The organism is Candidatus Laterigemmans baculatus (assembly GCF_010367455.1).
GTDB lineage: Bacteria > Planctomycetota > Planctomycetia > Pirellulales > Pirellulaceae > Laterigemmans > Laterigemmans baculatus.
Genome location: NZ_WRPR01000016.1, coordinates 79,979 through 95,781, shown reverse-complemented (window position 1 = coordinate 95,781; position 15,803 = coordinate 79,979). Strand labels below are relative to the sequence as shown.

General features: G+C 65.0%; 10 protein-coding genes and 2 pseudogenes. 11 read left to right on the top strand and 1 reads right to left on the bottom strand.

Annotation, left to right across the window (positions count from 1 at the left end):
• Positions 1-433: 433 nt before the first annotated feature.
• The 5 genes and pseudogenes from GNK13_RS21405 to GNK13_RS22040 all read left to right on the top strand — a co-directional run.
• Positions 434-1,645 carry a YybH family protein gene (locus GNK13_RS21405; RefSeq protein WP_203328902.1) on the top strand — a complete coding sequence of 404 codons (1,212 nt, stop codon included), beginning with the start codon at positions 434-436 and terminating at the stop codon, positions 1,643-1,645.
• Between the two features lie 12 nt (positions 1,646-1,657).
• On the top strand, positions 1,658-3,895 hold the full coding sequence (locus GNK13_RS03430) for a tetratricopeptide repeat protein (protein ID WP_164100972.1): 2,238 nt from the start codon (positions 1,658-1,660) through the stop codon (positions 3,893-3,895).
• A 161-nt stretch (positions 3,896-4,056) separates the two neighbouring features.
• Entirely contained in the window at positions 4,057-6,474 is a 2,418-nt protein-coding gene (locus tag GNK13_RS03425) for a phosphoketolase family protein (protein ID WP_203328904.1), read from the top strand.
• A gap of 10 nt (positions 6,475-6,484) precedes the next feature.
• A pseudogene (locus GNK13_RS22045) lies at positions 6,485-6,625 on the top strand (phosphoglycerate mutase family protein); the annotation flags it as partial.
• 20 nt (positions 6,626-6,645) lie between these two features.
• Positions 6,646-6,783 (top strand): annotated as a pseudogene (locus tag GNK13_RS22040) (hypothetical protein); the annotation flags it as partial.
• Between the two features lie 176 nt (positions 6,784-6,959).
• Here the strand turns inward: GNK13_RS22040 and GNK13_RS03415 are convergent.
• Positions 6,960-7,109, bottom strand: coding sequence for a hypothetical protein (locus GNK13_RS03415; protein WP_164101036.1), 150 nt, complete (start codon positions 7,107-7,109; stop codon positions 6,960-6,962).
• Positions 7,110-7,156: 47 nt separating this feature from the next.
• Between GNK13_RS03415 and GNK13_RS21885 the strand changes: the two genes are divergently transcribed.
• The 6 genes from GNK13_RS21885 to GNK13_RS03385 all read left to right on the top strand — a co-directional run bounded on the left by GNK13_RS21885 (position 7,157) and on the right by GNK13_RS03385 (position 15,800).
• Positions 7,157-7,282, top strand: coding sequence for a hypothetical protein (locus tag GNK13_RS21885; RefSeq protein WP_261345387.1), 126 nt, complete (start codon positions 7,157-7,159; stop codon positions 7,280-7,282).
• Positions 7,283-7,303: 21 nt separating this feature from the next.
• Entirely contained in the window at positions 7,304-8,056 is a 753-nt protein-coding gene (locus GNK13_RS03405; protein ID WP_164101034.1) for an LOG family protein, read from the top strand.
• A 16-nt stretch (positions 8,057-8,072) separates the two neighbouring features.
• Positions 8,073-10,553, top strand: coding sequence for a glycogen/starch/alpha-glucan phosphorylase (locus tag GNK13_RS03400; RefSeq protein WP_164101033.1), 2,481 nt, complete (start codon positions 8,073-8,075; stop codon positions 10,551-10,553).
• Between the two features lie 6 nt (positions 10,554-10,559).
• Entirely contained in the window at positions 10,560-11,192 is a 633-nt protein-coding gene (locus GNK13_RS03395) for a bile acid:sodium symporter family protein (RefSeq protein WP_164101032.1), read from the top strand.
• A 229-nt stretch (positions 11,193-11,421) separates the two neighbouring features.
• Positions 11,422-12,699, top strand: a complete 1,278-nt coding sequence (locus GNK13_RS03390; RefSeq protein ID WP_164101031.1) for an efflux RND transporter periplasmic adaptor subunit — start codon at positions 11,422-11,424, stop codon at positions 12,697-12,699.
• The gene (locus GNK13_RS03385; RefSeq protein WP_164101030.1) at positions 12,696-15,800 is read left to right on the top strand and encodes an efflux RND transporter permease subunit; all 3,105 of its coding nucleotides are present in this window, start codon (positions 12,696-12,698) and stop codon (positions 15,798-15,800) included. Before GNK13_RS03390 ends, GNK13_RS03385 begins: the two co-directional genes overlap by 4 nt.
• Positions 15,801-15,803 lie beyond the last annotated feature (3 nt).

The window sequence follows — 15,803 nt, the reverse complement described above, 5'->3', positions numbered from 1 at the left end:
CCGGTCCCAATTCCAAGCGCTACGATCGCAGTGGACTGCGCGCGGCCATCGCCCCGCCGGTACATGCAGAAACCACCCGCTGAATGCAGGTAACGCGCCAAGCCGCGGGCTGAAGGCTCATCCGAGCAGCGTTTGCGTTTTCACCGATGCAGCCGCGGTTTCACTCCCACTCGCGCTGTCGCGCAGTGAGCGGCAGTTGTCGCACTTTGGCACGGATGGGTGGTGCCACTCAGCACGCGGGATGGCCGCGCCGAGATCGGCTTTCGCTCATCAAGCCACGGAGACCGCCGGGAATTCGGCTCTTTCGCTGCGCTGCCCCCAGGCGGGCGAGCCGGCAGCCGAACATTTGGTCTGACACGTGCGTGGACGGCAGACGCGGATCGCGATTCCTGTCGCGGGCCTCGGCACTCGCCGCCTTTTCAGGAGAAATGCCGTGTCATGCAAGCGGTTGCGAGCATGCAATTGGATCGCCGTCGCATTCGCTCTTGCGGCGGCCCCCTGGGCAGCAGCCCAACCTCCGGCCCAGCCGCCAGCCCAACCTCCGGCCCCCCAGCTTCCCGCAGCGGAACACGTGGAGAGCGGTGGGGATGCCGCCGCAGCGACGCCGAGGTCGGCGGACGAAGAAGCGATCTTGGCGAACGTCGAGGCGTTCGTGAAAGCCTACAACGCGCACGACGCGGCGGCGCTCGCGGCGCTGTTCTCCCCGGAAGCCCAAATCATCACCGAAGCGGGCGACACGGTCGAAGGTCGCGAGGCGATCGAGCAGAACTTTCGTGAAGTCTTCGCCGACGCCCCGCAGACTCAACTGGAGGTCGCCGTCGATTCGCTGCATGTGATCGGCCAGGACGTCGCGGTCGAAGTCGGAGCGGTCCGCGAACTTTCCGCACCGCAGGAAACGCCCGAATACGGACGCTACACCGTCCTGCACCTCAAACGCGATGGCCGCTGGTGGATGGCCGCGGCCCGCGACACCGCCGGTGAACCGCCCACGCACCATGAGCATCTGCTGCCGCTGGCGTGGCTGGTCGGCGAGTGGGTCGACGATGGCGGGAGCACCGTCGTGCGGACCTCCTGCCGCTGGAGTGAGAACGGCAACTACCTGCTGCAAACGATGGCCGTTCAGCTCGCCGGACAGGACGCGATGCGCGTCGAGCAGCGGATCGGCTGGGACCCGCTGACCCAGCAAATCCGCTCCTGGATCTTCGACAGCGAAGGCGGATTTGCCGAGGGACATTGGCTACGGCTGGGCGATTCGTGGCTGATCAAGTCGACCGGCGTCCGCGCCGACGGGCTGTCCGCGGCGGCCACGAGCGAGATCGTCCCCACCGGCACCGATGGCTACGTGTGGCGGGTCCACGACCGCGTCGTCGGTGGGGAGCTGCAGCCGCCGGTGGAGGTCAAAGTGGTTCGCGAACCACCGCTCCCCGCGGCCCTCGCGCAAAACCCGCCGGCCCCCGAAGCTCCCGCGGCTCCCGCGGCTCCCGAAGCTCCCGCGGCTCCCGAAGCTCCCGCGGCTCCCGCGGCTCCCGAAGCTCCCGCGGCTCCCGAAGCTCCCGCGGCTCCCGCGGCTCCCGAAGCTCCCGAAGCTCCCGCGGCTCCCGCGGCTCCCGAAGCTCCTAACGCTCCCAAGGCGGTCAACGAATAAGGGACTGAGAACATGAAGTCGCAGGTCGTCTGGGGGCTGGCGTTGCTGTGCCTGTGGGTCTGGACCGCCGAGGAGGTGCTCGGCCGCGGCGGTCGCGGCGGCGGGCGGGGAGGCGGGGGCGGAATGTCGCGCGGGGGCGGCGGGATGTCTCGCGGCGGATTTTCCGGGGGAGGCATGTCGCGCGGCGGATACTCCGGCGGAGGCATGTCCCGCGGCGGGTACTCGGGCGGCAGCATGTCCCGCGGCGGGTACTCGGGCGGCGGACACTCGGGCGGCGGGATGTCGCGCCCCTCAGCCGGTCGCACCCCGTCGTTCAGCCAACCGTCGCGTCCGGCATCGCGGCCCAGCACCGGGACTCGGCCCAGCACGGGGACGCGGCCCAGCACGGGGATGCGGCCCAGCACGGGGATGGGGGCGAGCCCGGGGGTGCGGCAACCGAGCCCGTTTCCCAGCGGCCGCCCCGGCACCAGCGGGCGACCAAGCCTCGGAGCATTGCCCAGCGGCGGGGCTAGGCCAGGAACTGGCGCTCGTCCGGAGATCGGCACGCGTCCGGGAACTGGCGCTCGTCCGGAAATCGGCACACGCCCGGGAATGGGAGATCGCCCCCCGATCGCCACGACGCTTCCGTCGACTCGGCCGGATCGCGGAGGGGCGGGAGGCGCGGGGGCGACGCGCCCCTCGACGCTCCCCGCCGGAGGGCTGGGGGCCGCCGCCGGTGCTGGCGCGATCATCGGCGCGGGAATCGGCGATCGCACCGACTTTCGACCCGCCACCCTCCCCGGACTCGGCAGGGAGCCTGGACTCGGCAGGGAACCCGGACTCGGGGGCGATCGGGGCCCACTCGGCGATCGGGGCCCCCTCGGCGATCGGCCGATCGCCGACCAACTGCCTGCCGGCGAGCGGCGCAGCCAGCTCCAGGATCGGCTCGGGGGCGATGACCGCTTCGGTGATAACCGCTTTGGCGACCGGGAGCGACCGAGCCAGCTTCCGGACCGGGATTGGGATCAGGTCCGTCAGGACTGGAACGACCACCGAGACGAAATTCGTGACGACTGGCAGGACCATCGCGACGAGGTCCGCGACGACTGGCAGGAGTGGCGCGACGATCACTATCCGTGGTACGGCGGCTGGTACTGGGGTTACGCGCCGGGCTACTGGGGCTATTGGGATTACATGTGGGATGAGCACCCGGTGGCCGCCGCGATGGGCGTGACGTGGTGGGGAGTCAATCGGCTGAGCTATGGGTTTGGCTACGGAGCGGGGTACTCGAATCCGTACTACGAGAGCGGAGCGATCAGTTACGCCGAGCCGATCCTCACCGAGCCGATCTCCCAGCCGATGATGGAGACCGTGGCCGCGGAGCCCCCAGCGGGTCCCGAACCTCAGGAACTGGAAAAGTTCGACCAGGCGCGGCTCGCCTTCTACGACGGCGACTATGCCAAGGCCTTGGCGCTGGTCGATGAAGCGGCCGTCGAATTGCCCCGCGACGCGGTGCTGCATGAGTTCCGCTCGCTGGTGCTCTTTGCGCTGCAGCGGTATGACGAATCGGCGGCAGCGATCCATGCGGTGCTGGCCGTGGGCCCGGGCTGGGACTGGAAGACGCTGGCCAGCCTCTATCCAAATGTCGACACTTACACCGCTCAGCTCAGAACGCTCGAAGCCGAAGCCAAGCAGAAACCCGATGCCGCGGCCGCCCACTTCTTGCTCGGTTACCACTACCTGACGCAAGGGTACAGCCAAGAAGCGCTTGACATGTTCCGCCACGTCCAACAGCTGCAGCCGGCCGACACCGTCTCAGCCAGCCTGGTCCGGCAGCTGAGTCCCCGCGATGCCGCGACTCCCCCGGCGGGGACGCAGCCGCCCGCGAGCACCACGCCGCCCGCGAGCACCACGCCGCCCGCCAACACCACGCCGCCCGCCAACACCACGCCGCCCGCCAGTACTGCTCCGCCGGTCCCTCCGGCGACCCTCGTCGGCGACTGGGGAGCCAGTGGCGAGGGGGCTGCGAAGTACCAGATGACGCTCACTCAAGACGGCACCTTCACCTGGAGCTTCCGGCGGGGAACCCGCGAAGAGCAAGTCCAAGGGGTGTATGCCGTGGAAGGGAACGTCTTGGCCATGGAACCGAACAGCGGAGGCGTGCTGCTGGCCGAACTGGCGCTGGCGGATCCCAACCGGCTGCACTTCCAGATGGTGGGGGGCGAGCCGAATGATCCCGGGCTCAACTTTCAACGCACGCGACAGGAGTAGGCGCTAGGTTCGATTGTTCACGTGTCCGCTGATGCACCCGCGGCTAGCGCCGTCGGCAGCACCCGCGGCTAGCGCCGTCGGCTCAGGGTTTTGCCGCTTGATAAGGAACGAATGCAATGGCGTCCGTCATCCCCGAAGCACCGTCGAGCGCCCCGAATGGCATGGTCGCCGAAGCGATTGGGCCGCTTTCGGACGACGAGTTGCGAAAGCTCGATGCCTACTGGCGGGCTTCCAACTATTTGTCGGTCGGGCAGATCTATCTGCTCGACAATCCGCTCCTCCGAGAACCGCTGCGGCGGGAACATATTAAACCGCGGTTGCTCGGGCACTGGGGCACCTCGCCTGGGCTGAACATGCTGTATGTCCACCTCAACCGGGTCATCAAGCGGGATGACCTGAACATGATTTCTATCATCGGCCCCGGCCACGGCGGGCCGTCGCTAGTGGCGCACGCGTATCTCGAGGGGACCTACAGCGAACGCTATCCGAACATTGGTCAAGACGTCCCCGGGATACAGAAGCTGTTCAAGCAGTTTAGCTTTCCCGGCGGGATCCCCAGCCACGTCGCCCCGGAAACGCCCGGCAGCATCCACGAAGGAGGCGAGCTCGGCTACGCGCTCAGCCACGCCTACGGAGCCGCGTTCGACAATCCCGATCTAATCGTCGCCTGCATCGTCGGTGACGGAGAAGCCGAGACGGGGCCGCTAGCCACCGGCTGGCATGGCAACAAGTTCCTCAACCCGGCCCGCGATGGCTGCGTGCTGCCGATCCTGCATCTCAATGGTTATAAGATCGCCAACCCCTGCTTCCTGGCTCGCATCCCGCAGGACGAGCTGCAGAAGTTTTTTGAAGGAATGGGCTACAAGCCGTACTTCGTCGAAGGGCGAGATCCAGCGGCCGTGCACCAGCGGCTGGCCGAAGTGCTCGACACGGTCGTGCCCGAGATCCAAGAGATCTGGGCCACGGCACGCAGCCAAGAGGTCGTCCGCCGCCCCGCTTGGCCGATGGTCATTTTCCGCACTCCCAAGGGCTGGACCTGCCCGGCCGAAATCGACGGCAAGAAGTGCGAGGACTATTGGCGGAGCCATCAGGTGCCCATGGGCGATATGGACAAGCCCGAGCACATCCAGATTCTCGAACAGTGGATGAAGAGCTACCGGCCGGAGGAGTTGTTCGACGAGGCGGGGCGACTCCTCCCAGAGCTGGCGGAACTGCCGCCGCAGGGTTCGCGGCGAATGAGCGACAATCCCCATGCCAACGGTGGGCTGCTGCTCCGCGACTTGAGGATGCCCGATTTCCGCGACTATGCGGTCCAGGTCGCCCAGCCGGGCGAGACGGTCGCCGAATCGGCGCGGGGCATGGGAACGTTCCTTCGCGACGTCATGAAGCTGAACCTCGAGAGCCGCAATTTTCGCCTTTTCAGCCCCGACGAAAACAACTCGAATCGCTGGCAGGACGTGCTGGAGGTGACCAAGCGGTGCTACATGGCGGAGATTTATCCCGACGACGATCGGCTCAGCCCCGATGGCCGGGTGATGGAGGTGCTCAGCGAACACCAGTGCCAAGGCTGGCTGGAAGGCTACCTGCTGACCGGCCGCCACGGGTTCTTCTCGTGCTACGAAGCCTTCATCCACATCGTCGACTCGATGTTCAACCAGCACGCCAAGTGGCTGAAGGTCTGCCATGAGATCCCTTGGCGGCGACCGATCGCCTCATTCAACTACTTTCTCAGTTCGCACGTTTGGCGGCAGGACCATAACGGGCTCAGCCATCAAGACCCGGGGTTCATCGATCACGTCGTCAACAAGAAAGCCAAGGTGATCCGCGTCTTCCTGCCCCCCGATGCCAATACGCTCCTCTCGGTCACCGATCACTGCTTGCGAAGCCGCAACTACATCAACGTCGTCGTCGCTGGCAAACAACCCGCACCGCAGTGGCTGACGATGGACGAAGCGATCAAGCACTGCACCAAGGGGATCGGCATCTGGGAATGGGCCTCGAACGACAAGGGAAGCGAACCGGACGTCGTGATGGCCTGCTGCGGCGATGTGCCGACGCTGGAAACGCTGGCCGCGGTCGAGTTGATTCGGAAGCATTTGCCGGAGCTGAAGGTTCGCGTCGTCAACGTCGTCAACCTGATGAAGCTGCAGCCGTCCGAGGAGCATCCGCACGGGCTCTCGCATGGCGACTTCGACGCGCTGTTCACCAAGGACAAGCCGGTGATCTTTGCCTTCCACGGTTATCCCTGGTTGATCCACCGGCTGACCTACCGGCGCACCAACCACAAGAACCTCCATGTGCGTGGTTATAAGGAAGAGGGGACGACGACGACGCCTTTCGACATGGTGGTCCTGAACGACCTCGACCGGTTCCACTTGGTCGAGGATGTGATCGACCGCTTGCCACAGCTCGGCGCCCGGGCGGCCTACTTCAAGCAGGCGATCCACGACAAGTTGATCGACCACAAGCAGTACATCGCCAAGACCGGCGACGATATGCCCGAGTTGAGCGGTTGGAGGTGGGGCTCGGATCAGGCGGCGGCCGCCGCCGGGACGTCCACCGAAGGGGACAACGTCTGAGAGGCCAGGCATGAGCACGCCGCATCTACCCCGCCTGTTCGTCACCCGACATGGCGATACCGCCTGGACCGAGTCGCGGCAGCACACCGGCCGGACCGACATCCCGCTGAACGCGCGGGGCGAGGAGCGAGCGTTTCAACTCGGCGAACAGCTGGCGCGGTTCCGCTCGAGGGGACCACCAACCGCACCTACCATTACTGGCACACGTTCGTTCCAGGCGCCGAGGCGGGACAGATCTATGGCTACCGCGTGACGGGGCCAGTCGATCCCGGGCGGGGATTGCGATTCGAAGAAAGCACGGTTCTGCTCGATCCGTATGGACGCGGCGTCGTGGTCTCCGAGAACGACGACCGCCAAGCGGTGCGGCGAGTTGCCGACCGCATTTTGGGAAGCCCCGAAGTCTACGGCCATGAGCAGCGGGAGGCCGAGCAGAGCGTCAACTTGATCACCTGTCACGATGGTTCTACGCTCAACGACCTCGTCTCCTACAACCACAAGCACAACGAAGCGAACGGCGAAAACAACTGCGATGGGGCCAGCGACAATCGCAGCTGGAACTGCGGCGTCGAAGGCCCCACGGACGACCCCGCGATCGAGAAGTTGCGGAACCGCCAGGTGAAAAATTTTCTAGCCACGACGCTCCTCCCGATCGGGATGCCGATGCTCCTCTGTGCACCGCTTCGTGTCGCTGCTGATCGACCGCCGGCTGCTGCGGACGACCGAGCAAACGTACCGCGTCGAATCGCGTGCGGTGGCGATGCTCTTCGTGCCCAGCGAAACCCCGGCACCGGCAGGCGGAAACTACTGACCCTTCCTCGGAGACGCTCGGATGAGTACGGAAAGCATTCCTTGGGAGAAGCCGGGAACGATCAGCTTGGCGGACGAGGAAGCCGTCAAAGAGGTCCTGGTCAGCAGCGTCCTGGGGCTGTGGGAAGTCGTCAACAACCTTACCCGGCTGCGGCCCTCGAAGCGGGAACGGTACCGGGTCACGATTTTTGGATCAGCACGCGCCCAGCCCGGAAGCTACGTCTATGGCGAAGTGAAGCGCGTCGCCGAGGCGCTCAGCGAGATGGGCTGTGACATCATCACCGGCGGCGGCCCGGGGCTCATGCAAGCTGCCAACGAGGGGGCCGCCGCGGCCGGTGCCCCGCAGCGCGACCACTCGGTGGGCATCCGCGTCCACTTGCCTTTCGAGCAGCACGTGAATCCGTTCGTGGAACAGGCCTTCGAGCACCGGACGTTCTTCACGCGGCTGCACCACTTCGTCTTGGCTTCGGACGCCTTTGTCGTCGCCCCCGGGGGAATCGGTACGGTCCTGGAACTCACGATGGTCTGGCAGCTGCTGCAGGTGCGGCACATCCACGACGCGCCGCTGATCCTGGTCGGCAAGATGTGGGACGAATTGGTCGAGTGGGCGCGAAGGAGCCTGCTCCGCGAAGACGTCCCCCTGGCGAATCCCGAAGACATCGAAATCCCCCGCTGCGTACCGACGGCCGACCAGGCGATCGCCTTGCTCCGCGAGCACCACGCGATCTGGAAAAGCGAACGCGAGCAGCAAACGGGACAAGTCGGCAGCCTTTAGACATGAGACCCGAGCCATGGCCAACGTCACGACCGCGGAAGAACCCAAGCAGTATGAATGCGGTCCGCTCGACTTGCGGTTCGAGCCGCAGCAGAGCGCGTACGAGCGGCACCTGATCTTTGACCACGCGGTCACCGCCGAGAGCGCCAGCCAACGCGAACGGTTCGAGGCCGCGGCGCGGGCTCTCCGCGATCTCCTGACCGAGCGGTGGCTGCGGACCCAGCAGACGCATGCGCGGGAGAATCCCAAGCAAGTGTATTACCTGTCGATGGAATTTCTGATCGGCAGGACGCTGGTCAACAACGTGATCAACCTCGGCGCCGAAGAAGTGACCCGCGCAACGCTCGCCGCCGATCCTCACCATCACTGGACCGAGATGGTCGAATCGGAACCCGATGCGGGACTGGGCAATGGCGGGCTGGGGCGACTGGCAGCCTGCTTCATCGATTCCCTCGCCACGCTGCAAATCCCCGCGACGGGGTACGGGCTGCGGTACGAGTACGGGATCTTTCACCAGCAGATCGAAAACGGGTTTCAGGTCGAAGCCCCCGACCACTGGCTCGCCCAAGCCGATCCCTGGGAAGTCGCCAAACCGGCGGAGACGGTCTCGGTGCTGGTCGGCTGCGCTTTCCGGCTCGACGAAGGCGTGCTGCGGGCGGTTCCGGGACACACGACGCATTTGCTGGGCGTGCCCTACGATCGGCCCGTCGTCGGTTATGAGGGAGGGACGATCAACACGCTGCGACTCTGGGGAGCATCGACCCCGGATGTCTTCGATTTTGGCGAATTCAGTTCGGGCGACTTCGTGGGAGCAATCGTCGATCGCATGATGGCCGAAACGGTGACCCGCGTGCTCTACCCGGACGATTCGACCACGGCCGGGCAAGCCCTGCGATTCATCCAGGAATATTTTTTGGTCTGCTGCTCGCTGAGCGACATTGTCGCCCGCTTCCGCCAGCGAAACAACGACTGGCACGCGCTCCCCGAGAAGGTCGCCATTCAGCTCAACGATACGCACCCAGCGATGGCGGTCGCCGAGTTGATGCGGATCCTGCTCGACCAAGCCCGCTTGGGTTGGGACGAGGCGTGGGAGCTGACGGTTCGGACGCTGGCCTATACGAATCACACGCTGCTGCCCGAGGCGCTCGAACAGTGGCCAGTGCGGTTCTTTGAGATCGTCTGCCCTCGTTCGCTGGAAATTGTGTACGAGATCAACCGCCGCTTCCTGGAGGACGTGCGGCAGCGGTTTCCGGCCGACGAGCCGCGGTGGCAGCGGATGAGTTTGATCGGCGAATTGCCGACGCGGCACGTGCGGATGGGCAACCTGGCGATCGTCGGCACCCACAGCACCAATGGCGTGGCCAAAATCCACTCGCAGCTCTTGCGGACTCGCGTCGTCGGCGACTTCGCCGAGATGTATCCCGAGCGGATGAACAACAAGACCAACGGCGTCACGCCGCGGCGGTGGCTGCTGCAGGCGAATCCCGATCTGTCGGCACTGCTCACCGAGGCGATCGGCGACCGCTGGGTGACCGACCTCGGCCAGCTGCGCGAGCTCCTCCCCCTGGCCGAAGACGCGGCTTTTCGCGAAACAATCGGGCGGACGAAGCGAGCGGCCAAGGAGCGATTCAGCAGTTGGCTCGCGGCGACCGCGGGTGTCGCTGTCGATCCGGAGACGATCTTCGACAGCCAGATCAAACGGATTCACGAGTACAAGCGGCAGTTGCTCAATGCGCTGCACATCATCGTGCTCTACAACCGGCTCCGCAACGATCCCGGTTTGGACCTCCCGCCGCGGACGTTCTTCTTTGCCGGCAAGGCCGCCCCCGCCTACCACTTGGCCAAGCTGGTCATCAAGCTGATCAACAATATCGGCCGGGTGATCGATGCCGATCCGGTCTCGCGAGGGCGGATCAAAGTCGTCTTCCTGCCGAACTACAACGTCTCGCTGGCCGAGCGGCTGATTCCCGCCAGCGACGTCTCGGAGCAGATCTCGACGGCCGGCTACGAGGCCAGCGGGACGGGCAACATGAAGTTCATGATCAACGGCGCGCTGACGATCGGCACCCGCGACGGGGCGACGATCGAAATGGCTGCCGAGGCGGGGGAGGAGAACTTCTTTCTGTTCGGCCTGACCGCCGAACAGGTGCTCTCCAGCCGGGGCTGGTACCAGCCGGCTTGGCACTACGAGCACGAACCGGAGACCCGCGCCGCGCTCGAGCTGATCTTCGGCGATCATTTCAGCCGCGACGAACCGGGCATCTTCGCACCAATTCGTCAGGTTCTGCTCGACCGCGGCGACTACTACATGCACCTGGCCGATTTGGCCTCGTACGCCGACGCCCAGCAGCGGCTCGGGGAACTCTACCAGGATCGCCAGGCCTGGGCACGCAAAGCGGTGCTCAACACCGCCTGCTCCGGAAAATTCTCCAGCGACCGGACGATCGCCGAATACGCCGCGGAGATTTGGAACGCCGTTGCGTGTCCGGTGGAGTGACCGATCGTGGCCGCCGATCGGCTGATCAACGCGCTCGTCCTCGTGACCCTCGTCGAGTTGATGATCACCACGGGCTTGGGCATCGCATGGCGAGATCTTATCGGCGTCGCCCGCGACTGGCGTTTACTGCTCCGCACGGCTGCGGCGAACTATGGGTTCGTGCCAGCGGTCACCGTGGGACTGTTGCTGATCATCGAACCGAACCCGATGGTGGCGGCCGGTTTTTTGATTTTGGCCCTCTGTCCCGGCGCGCCTTACATCCCCTTGCTGACGGGCATCGCCAAGGGAAACGTCGCTGTCGCCACCGGGCTGATGGCCCTCCTGGCCAGCTCGTCCGCAGTTGTGGCTCCGCTGGCTCTCGGCCCTCTACTAAGGCTGGTGACGGGTGCCGAAGCGTCCGGAGTCGATCCGGCCAAGATCGTCACGACCCTGCTCCTCACCCAGCTGTTGCCGCTGTGCGTTGGCATGGCGATCGGTCGGGCCAAACCGGAGTCGGCGAGACGCATCCGGCCTACGGCGGAACGGCTCAGCAAAGGGCTGACGCTGGCGACCGTCGGTGTGATTCTGATCGTCCCGTTTGAAATGGGGACAAAGGACATGGGGGCGGGCGGCGGGCCACGGTGGCACAGCCTGCGCTGAATCGCACACTGTGTGACAGTTCGAGTAGGTCAGCCGCATCGACTGCCGGGAGCGTGAACCGGGCAAAAGAGGCGAAATCATCAGCCCTCCGCATAGGGGGGGATAAATTGCGGCTGGACCGCAGCGATTCGGACTGAGAATCGCTTCGAGCGAAAAACGCGGCAATGGCACCCCTTGCCTGGGAAACGTGTCCGGCGCTGAGGCGCCCCAAGCGGACGTGGATCAACCGATGGCTGCAAAGCATGTTCGCTCCTGCCTGGGTGGCCTCGTGGCGGTTTTCGCGGCCGCGACCATCGGTTGGGGGTGTCGCGAGGAGGAATCGGTAGCCGAGGTGATCCGCCCGGTTCGCGCGATCCGCATTGGCGATACCCCCACGCTGCTCAGCCGAACGTTCACCGGAACGGCCGAAGCGATCGATGCGGTCGATCTCTCGTTCCGCGTCGGCGGACCCCTCGTCGCCTTTCCGGCGAACCAGTTGGGACAGGAGGTCCGCAAGGGAGAGCTCCTGGCACAGATCGATACGCGTGACTTCGAAGTCAAGCTGCGGGATGCGCAGGCCGCATTGCTCAAAGCGCAGGCGGAACTCGACGCGATGCGGAAGGCTCGGCCGGAGGAGATCGAGCAGCTCAAGGCAGCGGTGGAGCGTGCCGAAGCGTCCGCCGAATATGCCCGTGCTGAGAATCGCCGCTTTCAAGAGCTCGTGGAGAACAATGCCGCCTCGGCATCGGAAGCCGAACTCGCAGCGGCCCAAGCCCGGGTGGCCGATGCAGCGGTGATCGACGCCAAGGAAGCGTTGCGAATCGGCGAGCAAGGGGCGCGGCCCGAAGAGATCCGAGCCAAGCAGTCGCAGATCGTGTCGCTGCAAGCGGCGGTCGAGCGGGCCGAGGATGAACTGTCCGACACGAAACTGCTGGCGCCGTTCGACGGAGTGATCTCCGGCACGTACGTCAAAAATTTCGAGGTGGTCCAGCCCCAGCAGCGCGTCGTCCGAATGGTGAATCGAGCGGAGCTGGAGATCCGCATCGACGTGCCCGAAAACCTGATCGCCCTGGTCCCCCAGGTGACCGAGGCTTTCGTCAAGATTCAGACCTATCCCCACGATCCGATTCCAGCGCGGATCGCTGAAATCGGGACCGAAGCATCGCCGACGACCCGCACCTATCCCGTCAAGTTGCGGTTCACGCCTCCTCCGGAGTCCGGCATTCGCCCGGGGATGACGGGGACCGTCAGCGGTCGAGGGAATTCCAGTGCGAACAACGCCGCCCCGGGCTATGTCGTTCCCGCAGCAGCGGTGTTCGACCAAGGGGAAGAGCAGCAGGTGTGGATCGTGGACCCGGCCGATCGCATCGTCCAGCCGCGGGCGGTGGCCGTGCTCGAAACGACCCCCTATGGGCTGAGAATCTCCGGGGTCGAGCCGGGCGAGTGGGTGGTCACCGCAGGCGTTCATTATCTGAAAGCAGGCCAGGCGGTGCGGCTCCCTGAACTTGAGGAGCAAAGCCCAGCATGAGCATTGCAGCCGGGAGCGTCGAAAAGAGCACGATTGTCGGCTTCAGCATGCTGCTGCTGGTCCTCGGCGGGATCGGAGCCTTTTTCGCGTTGGGGCAACTCGAAGATCCCGAGTTCACGATCAAGAACGCCACCGTCTCGACCACCTATCCCGGTGCCAGTGCCGAGGAGGTCGAACTCGAGGTGACCGACCGGATCGAGATCGCAATCCAAGAAATGGCCCAGGTGGAAAAGCTCGAATCGGTTTCCCGCCCCGGCTTCTCGTCGGTGAAAGTGGAGATCTTGCCCCAGTACCCGGCCGAGCAGTTGCCGCAGATCTGGGACGAGCTGCGGCGGAAGGTTAGCGATGTGACCCCCAGCCTGCCGCCGGGCTCCGGGATCCCGGTCGTGGGAGACGACTTCGGCGACGTCTACGGTTTTCTACTCGCAGTCACCGCCGACGGTTTCTCCTACGAAGAACTGGAAAGTCGCGTCGATGACATCAAGAAAGAGCTGAGTCTGGTTCCCGGGGTCGCTCGCGTCGAACTGTGGGGAGTGCCAACCCGCTGCATCTATTTGGATGTCTCCGAAGGCCGCTTGGCACAGCTCGGCCTGACGATGGAGGAGATCCAGCGGACACTGACCGAACAAAATCTCGTGGTCAACTCGGGCGGCTTCGATCTCAACGAGGAGCGGATCCGGATCGACCAGACTGGAGACTTCACCTCCCCGGAAAACATCGCCGACTTGACGCTCCGCGGTCGGAGCTTGCCCGAGGCCGGGGCGGCCGAGGAGCTCCTGCGGCTCGGGGACGTTGCCGAAGTCCGCCGGGGATTGGTCGAGCCTCCTACGACGCGGATGCGTTTCAAGAGCCGCGCGACGGGCGACGCGAGCACGCCGACGATTGGTCTGGCGATCTCGAATCAGTCGGGCGAGAACGTCGTCACGCTGGGCAAGAGGCTCGACGCCGCGCTGGCCGATCTCCAGACGCAATTGCCGACCGGCATCGAGGTGCACAAGATCTCTTGGCAATCCGATCAGGTCGACGAGTCGATCGACGTGTTCGTGATCAGCCTGATCGAGTCGGTGGCGATCGTCGTCGCGGTGCTCTGGATCTTCATGGGGTTCTGGACCGCTTCGGTCGTCGGCTTGTCGGGACTGCTGCTGACCATCATCGGCACGTTCCTCTGCATGGCGATCTTGGGAATCGACCTGCAGCGGATGTCGCTCGGGGCGCTGGTGATCGCAATGGGCATGATGGTCGACAACGCGATCGTCGTGGCCGATGGCGTCCTGGTGCGCCTGCAGCGCGGAATGGGCCGGCGACAGGCGGCGATCGAAGCGGCGACCCAGCCCGCCTGGCCGTTGCTCGGGGCCACCTTGATCGCCGTGATCGCGTTCTATCCGATCTATGCCTCGGAGGAGGGTGCCGGAGAGTACTGCGCCTCCTTGTTTCAAGTCGTGGCGATCGCTCTGATCATCAGCTGGATTCTCTCGGTCACCGCCACACCGCTGCTGTGCATCTGGATGCTCCCGGATCCGAAAACCGCCGGCTCGGGCGAGATCTACAGCGGCAAGCTGTTCGCAGCCTTTCGCGGCCTCCTGGAGCGGGCGATCCGCTGGCGATGGGCAGTCGTGGTGGCGCTCGTCGCGGCCCTGGCAGGCGCGCTGTCGCTCTTTCCGTTCATCGACAAGACGTTCTTTCCCGATTCGGCCCGCTTGCAGTTGATGGTCGACTACTGGGCACCCGAGGGAACGAACATCGACTCGATCTCCCGCGACATGGAACGGATCGAAACCCACCTGCTAGCCGACGAGGCAGTCGAATCAGTTTCCTCCTTCATCGGCGCCGGGCCGCCGCGGTTTTATCTCCCGGTCGAACCCGAGGCGGCCAACCCGTCCTACGGCCAGTTCATCGTCAACGTCCGCTCGCTCGACGATCTGAATCGACTCGTGCCGGAGCTGAATCGATGGTTGAAGCAGAATGTGCCGCAGGCCGAACCGGTGATCCGCCGCTACGGGCTGGGTCCCAGCAATACCTGGTCGGTCGAGCTGCGGGTGGCCGGCCCGGGCACGGTCGACACCGAGACGCTGCGGAACGTCGCCAACGGTGCCGTGGAGATTATGGAAGGGAGTCCCTACGCGGAAATCGTCCGCACCAACTGGCGACAGAAAACCAAAAAGATCGTTGCCGACTATGCCCAGGAACGGGCCCGCTGGACGGGCGTGACTCGCTCGGATATCGCCGCCGCGGCGAAGCGTGCCTACGACGGCTTGTCCGTCGGCCAATACCGCGAGGGCGACAAACTCTACCCGATCCTCGCTCGGCACATCGACAGCGAGCGGCGGCAATTTCCAGGGCAAATCGATGTGTTGCAAGTGCACCCGGCCCTCTCACCGCAAACCGTGCCGCTGTCCCAAGTCATCGATACGCTCGACGTCCAATGGGAAGAAGCTCAGATCAATCGGTTCAATCGCCGCCGCACGATCACCGTCCAGGCGCGGACCCCCGATGGCGTCCCCGCCTCGCGGATGCGCGAAGACATCCTGCCCCAAATCGAGGCCTACGCCGCCCAGCTGCCGCCCGGCTTCCGCGTCGAGTGGGGAGGCGAGTATGAGGATTCGCGCGATTCACAGCAGTCCTTGATCCCTGGAATGATCCCCGCAGTGCTCCTGATGGCGCTGATTCTGGTCAGCTTGTTCAATGCCTTTCGCCCTCCTCTGATCATCGTCGCCGTGGTGCCGTTCGCCTTGATCGGGGTCACGATCGGACTGCTGGTCGTCGGCCAGCCGCTCGGATTCGTGGCCTTGCTGGGGGTGATGAGCCTCTCGGGCATGATGATCAAAAATGCGATCGTCCTGCTCGACGAAATCAACGCCCAAAAAGCGAGCGGCAAGAGTGACTACGACGCGGTCGTCCATTCGGCGCTGTCGCGGCTCCGCCCCGTGGGGCTGGCCGCCGGCACGACCGTACTCGGCGTGATCCCACTGCTGCAGGACGTGTTCTGGGTCTCGATGGCGGTGGCCATCATGTTTGGCCTCGCGCTCGGCGCCGGTCTGACCGTGCTCGGCGTCCCGGTGCTCTACGCGGCCTTTTACCGGATTCCTTCCCCCAGCAGCTGATCC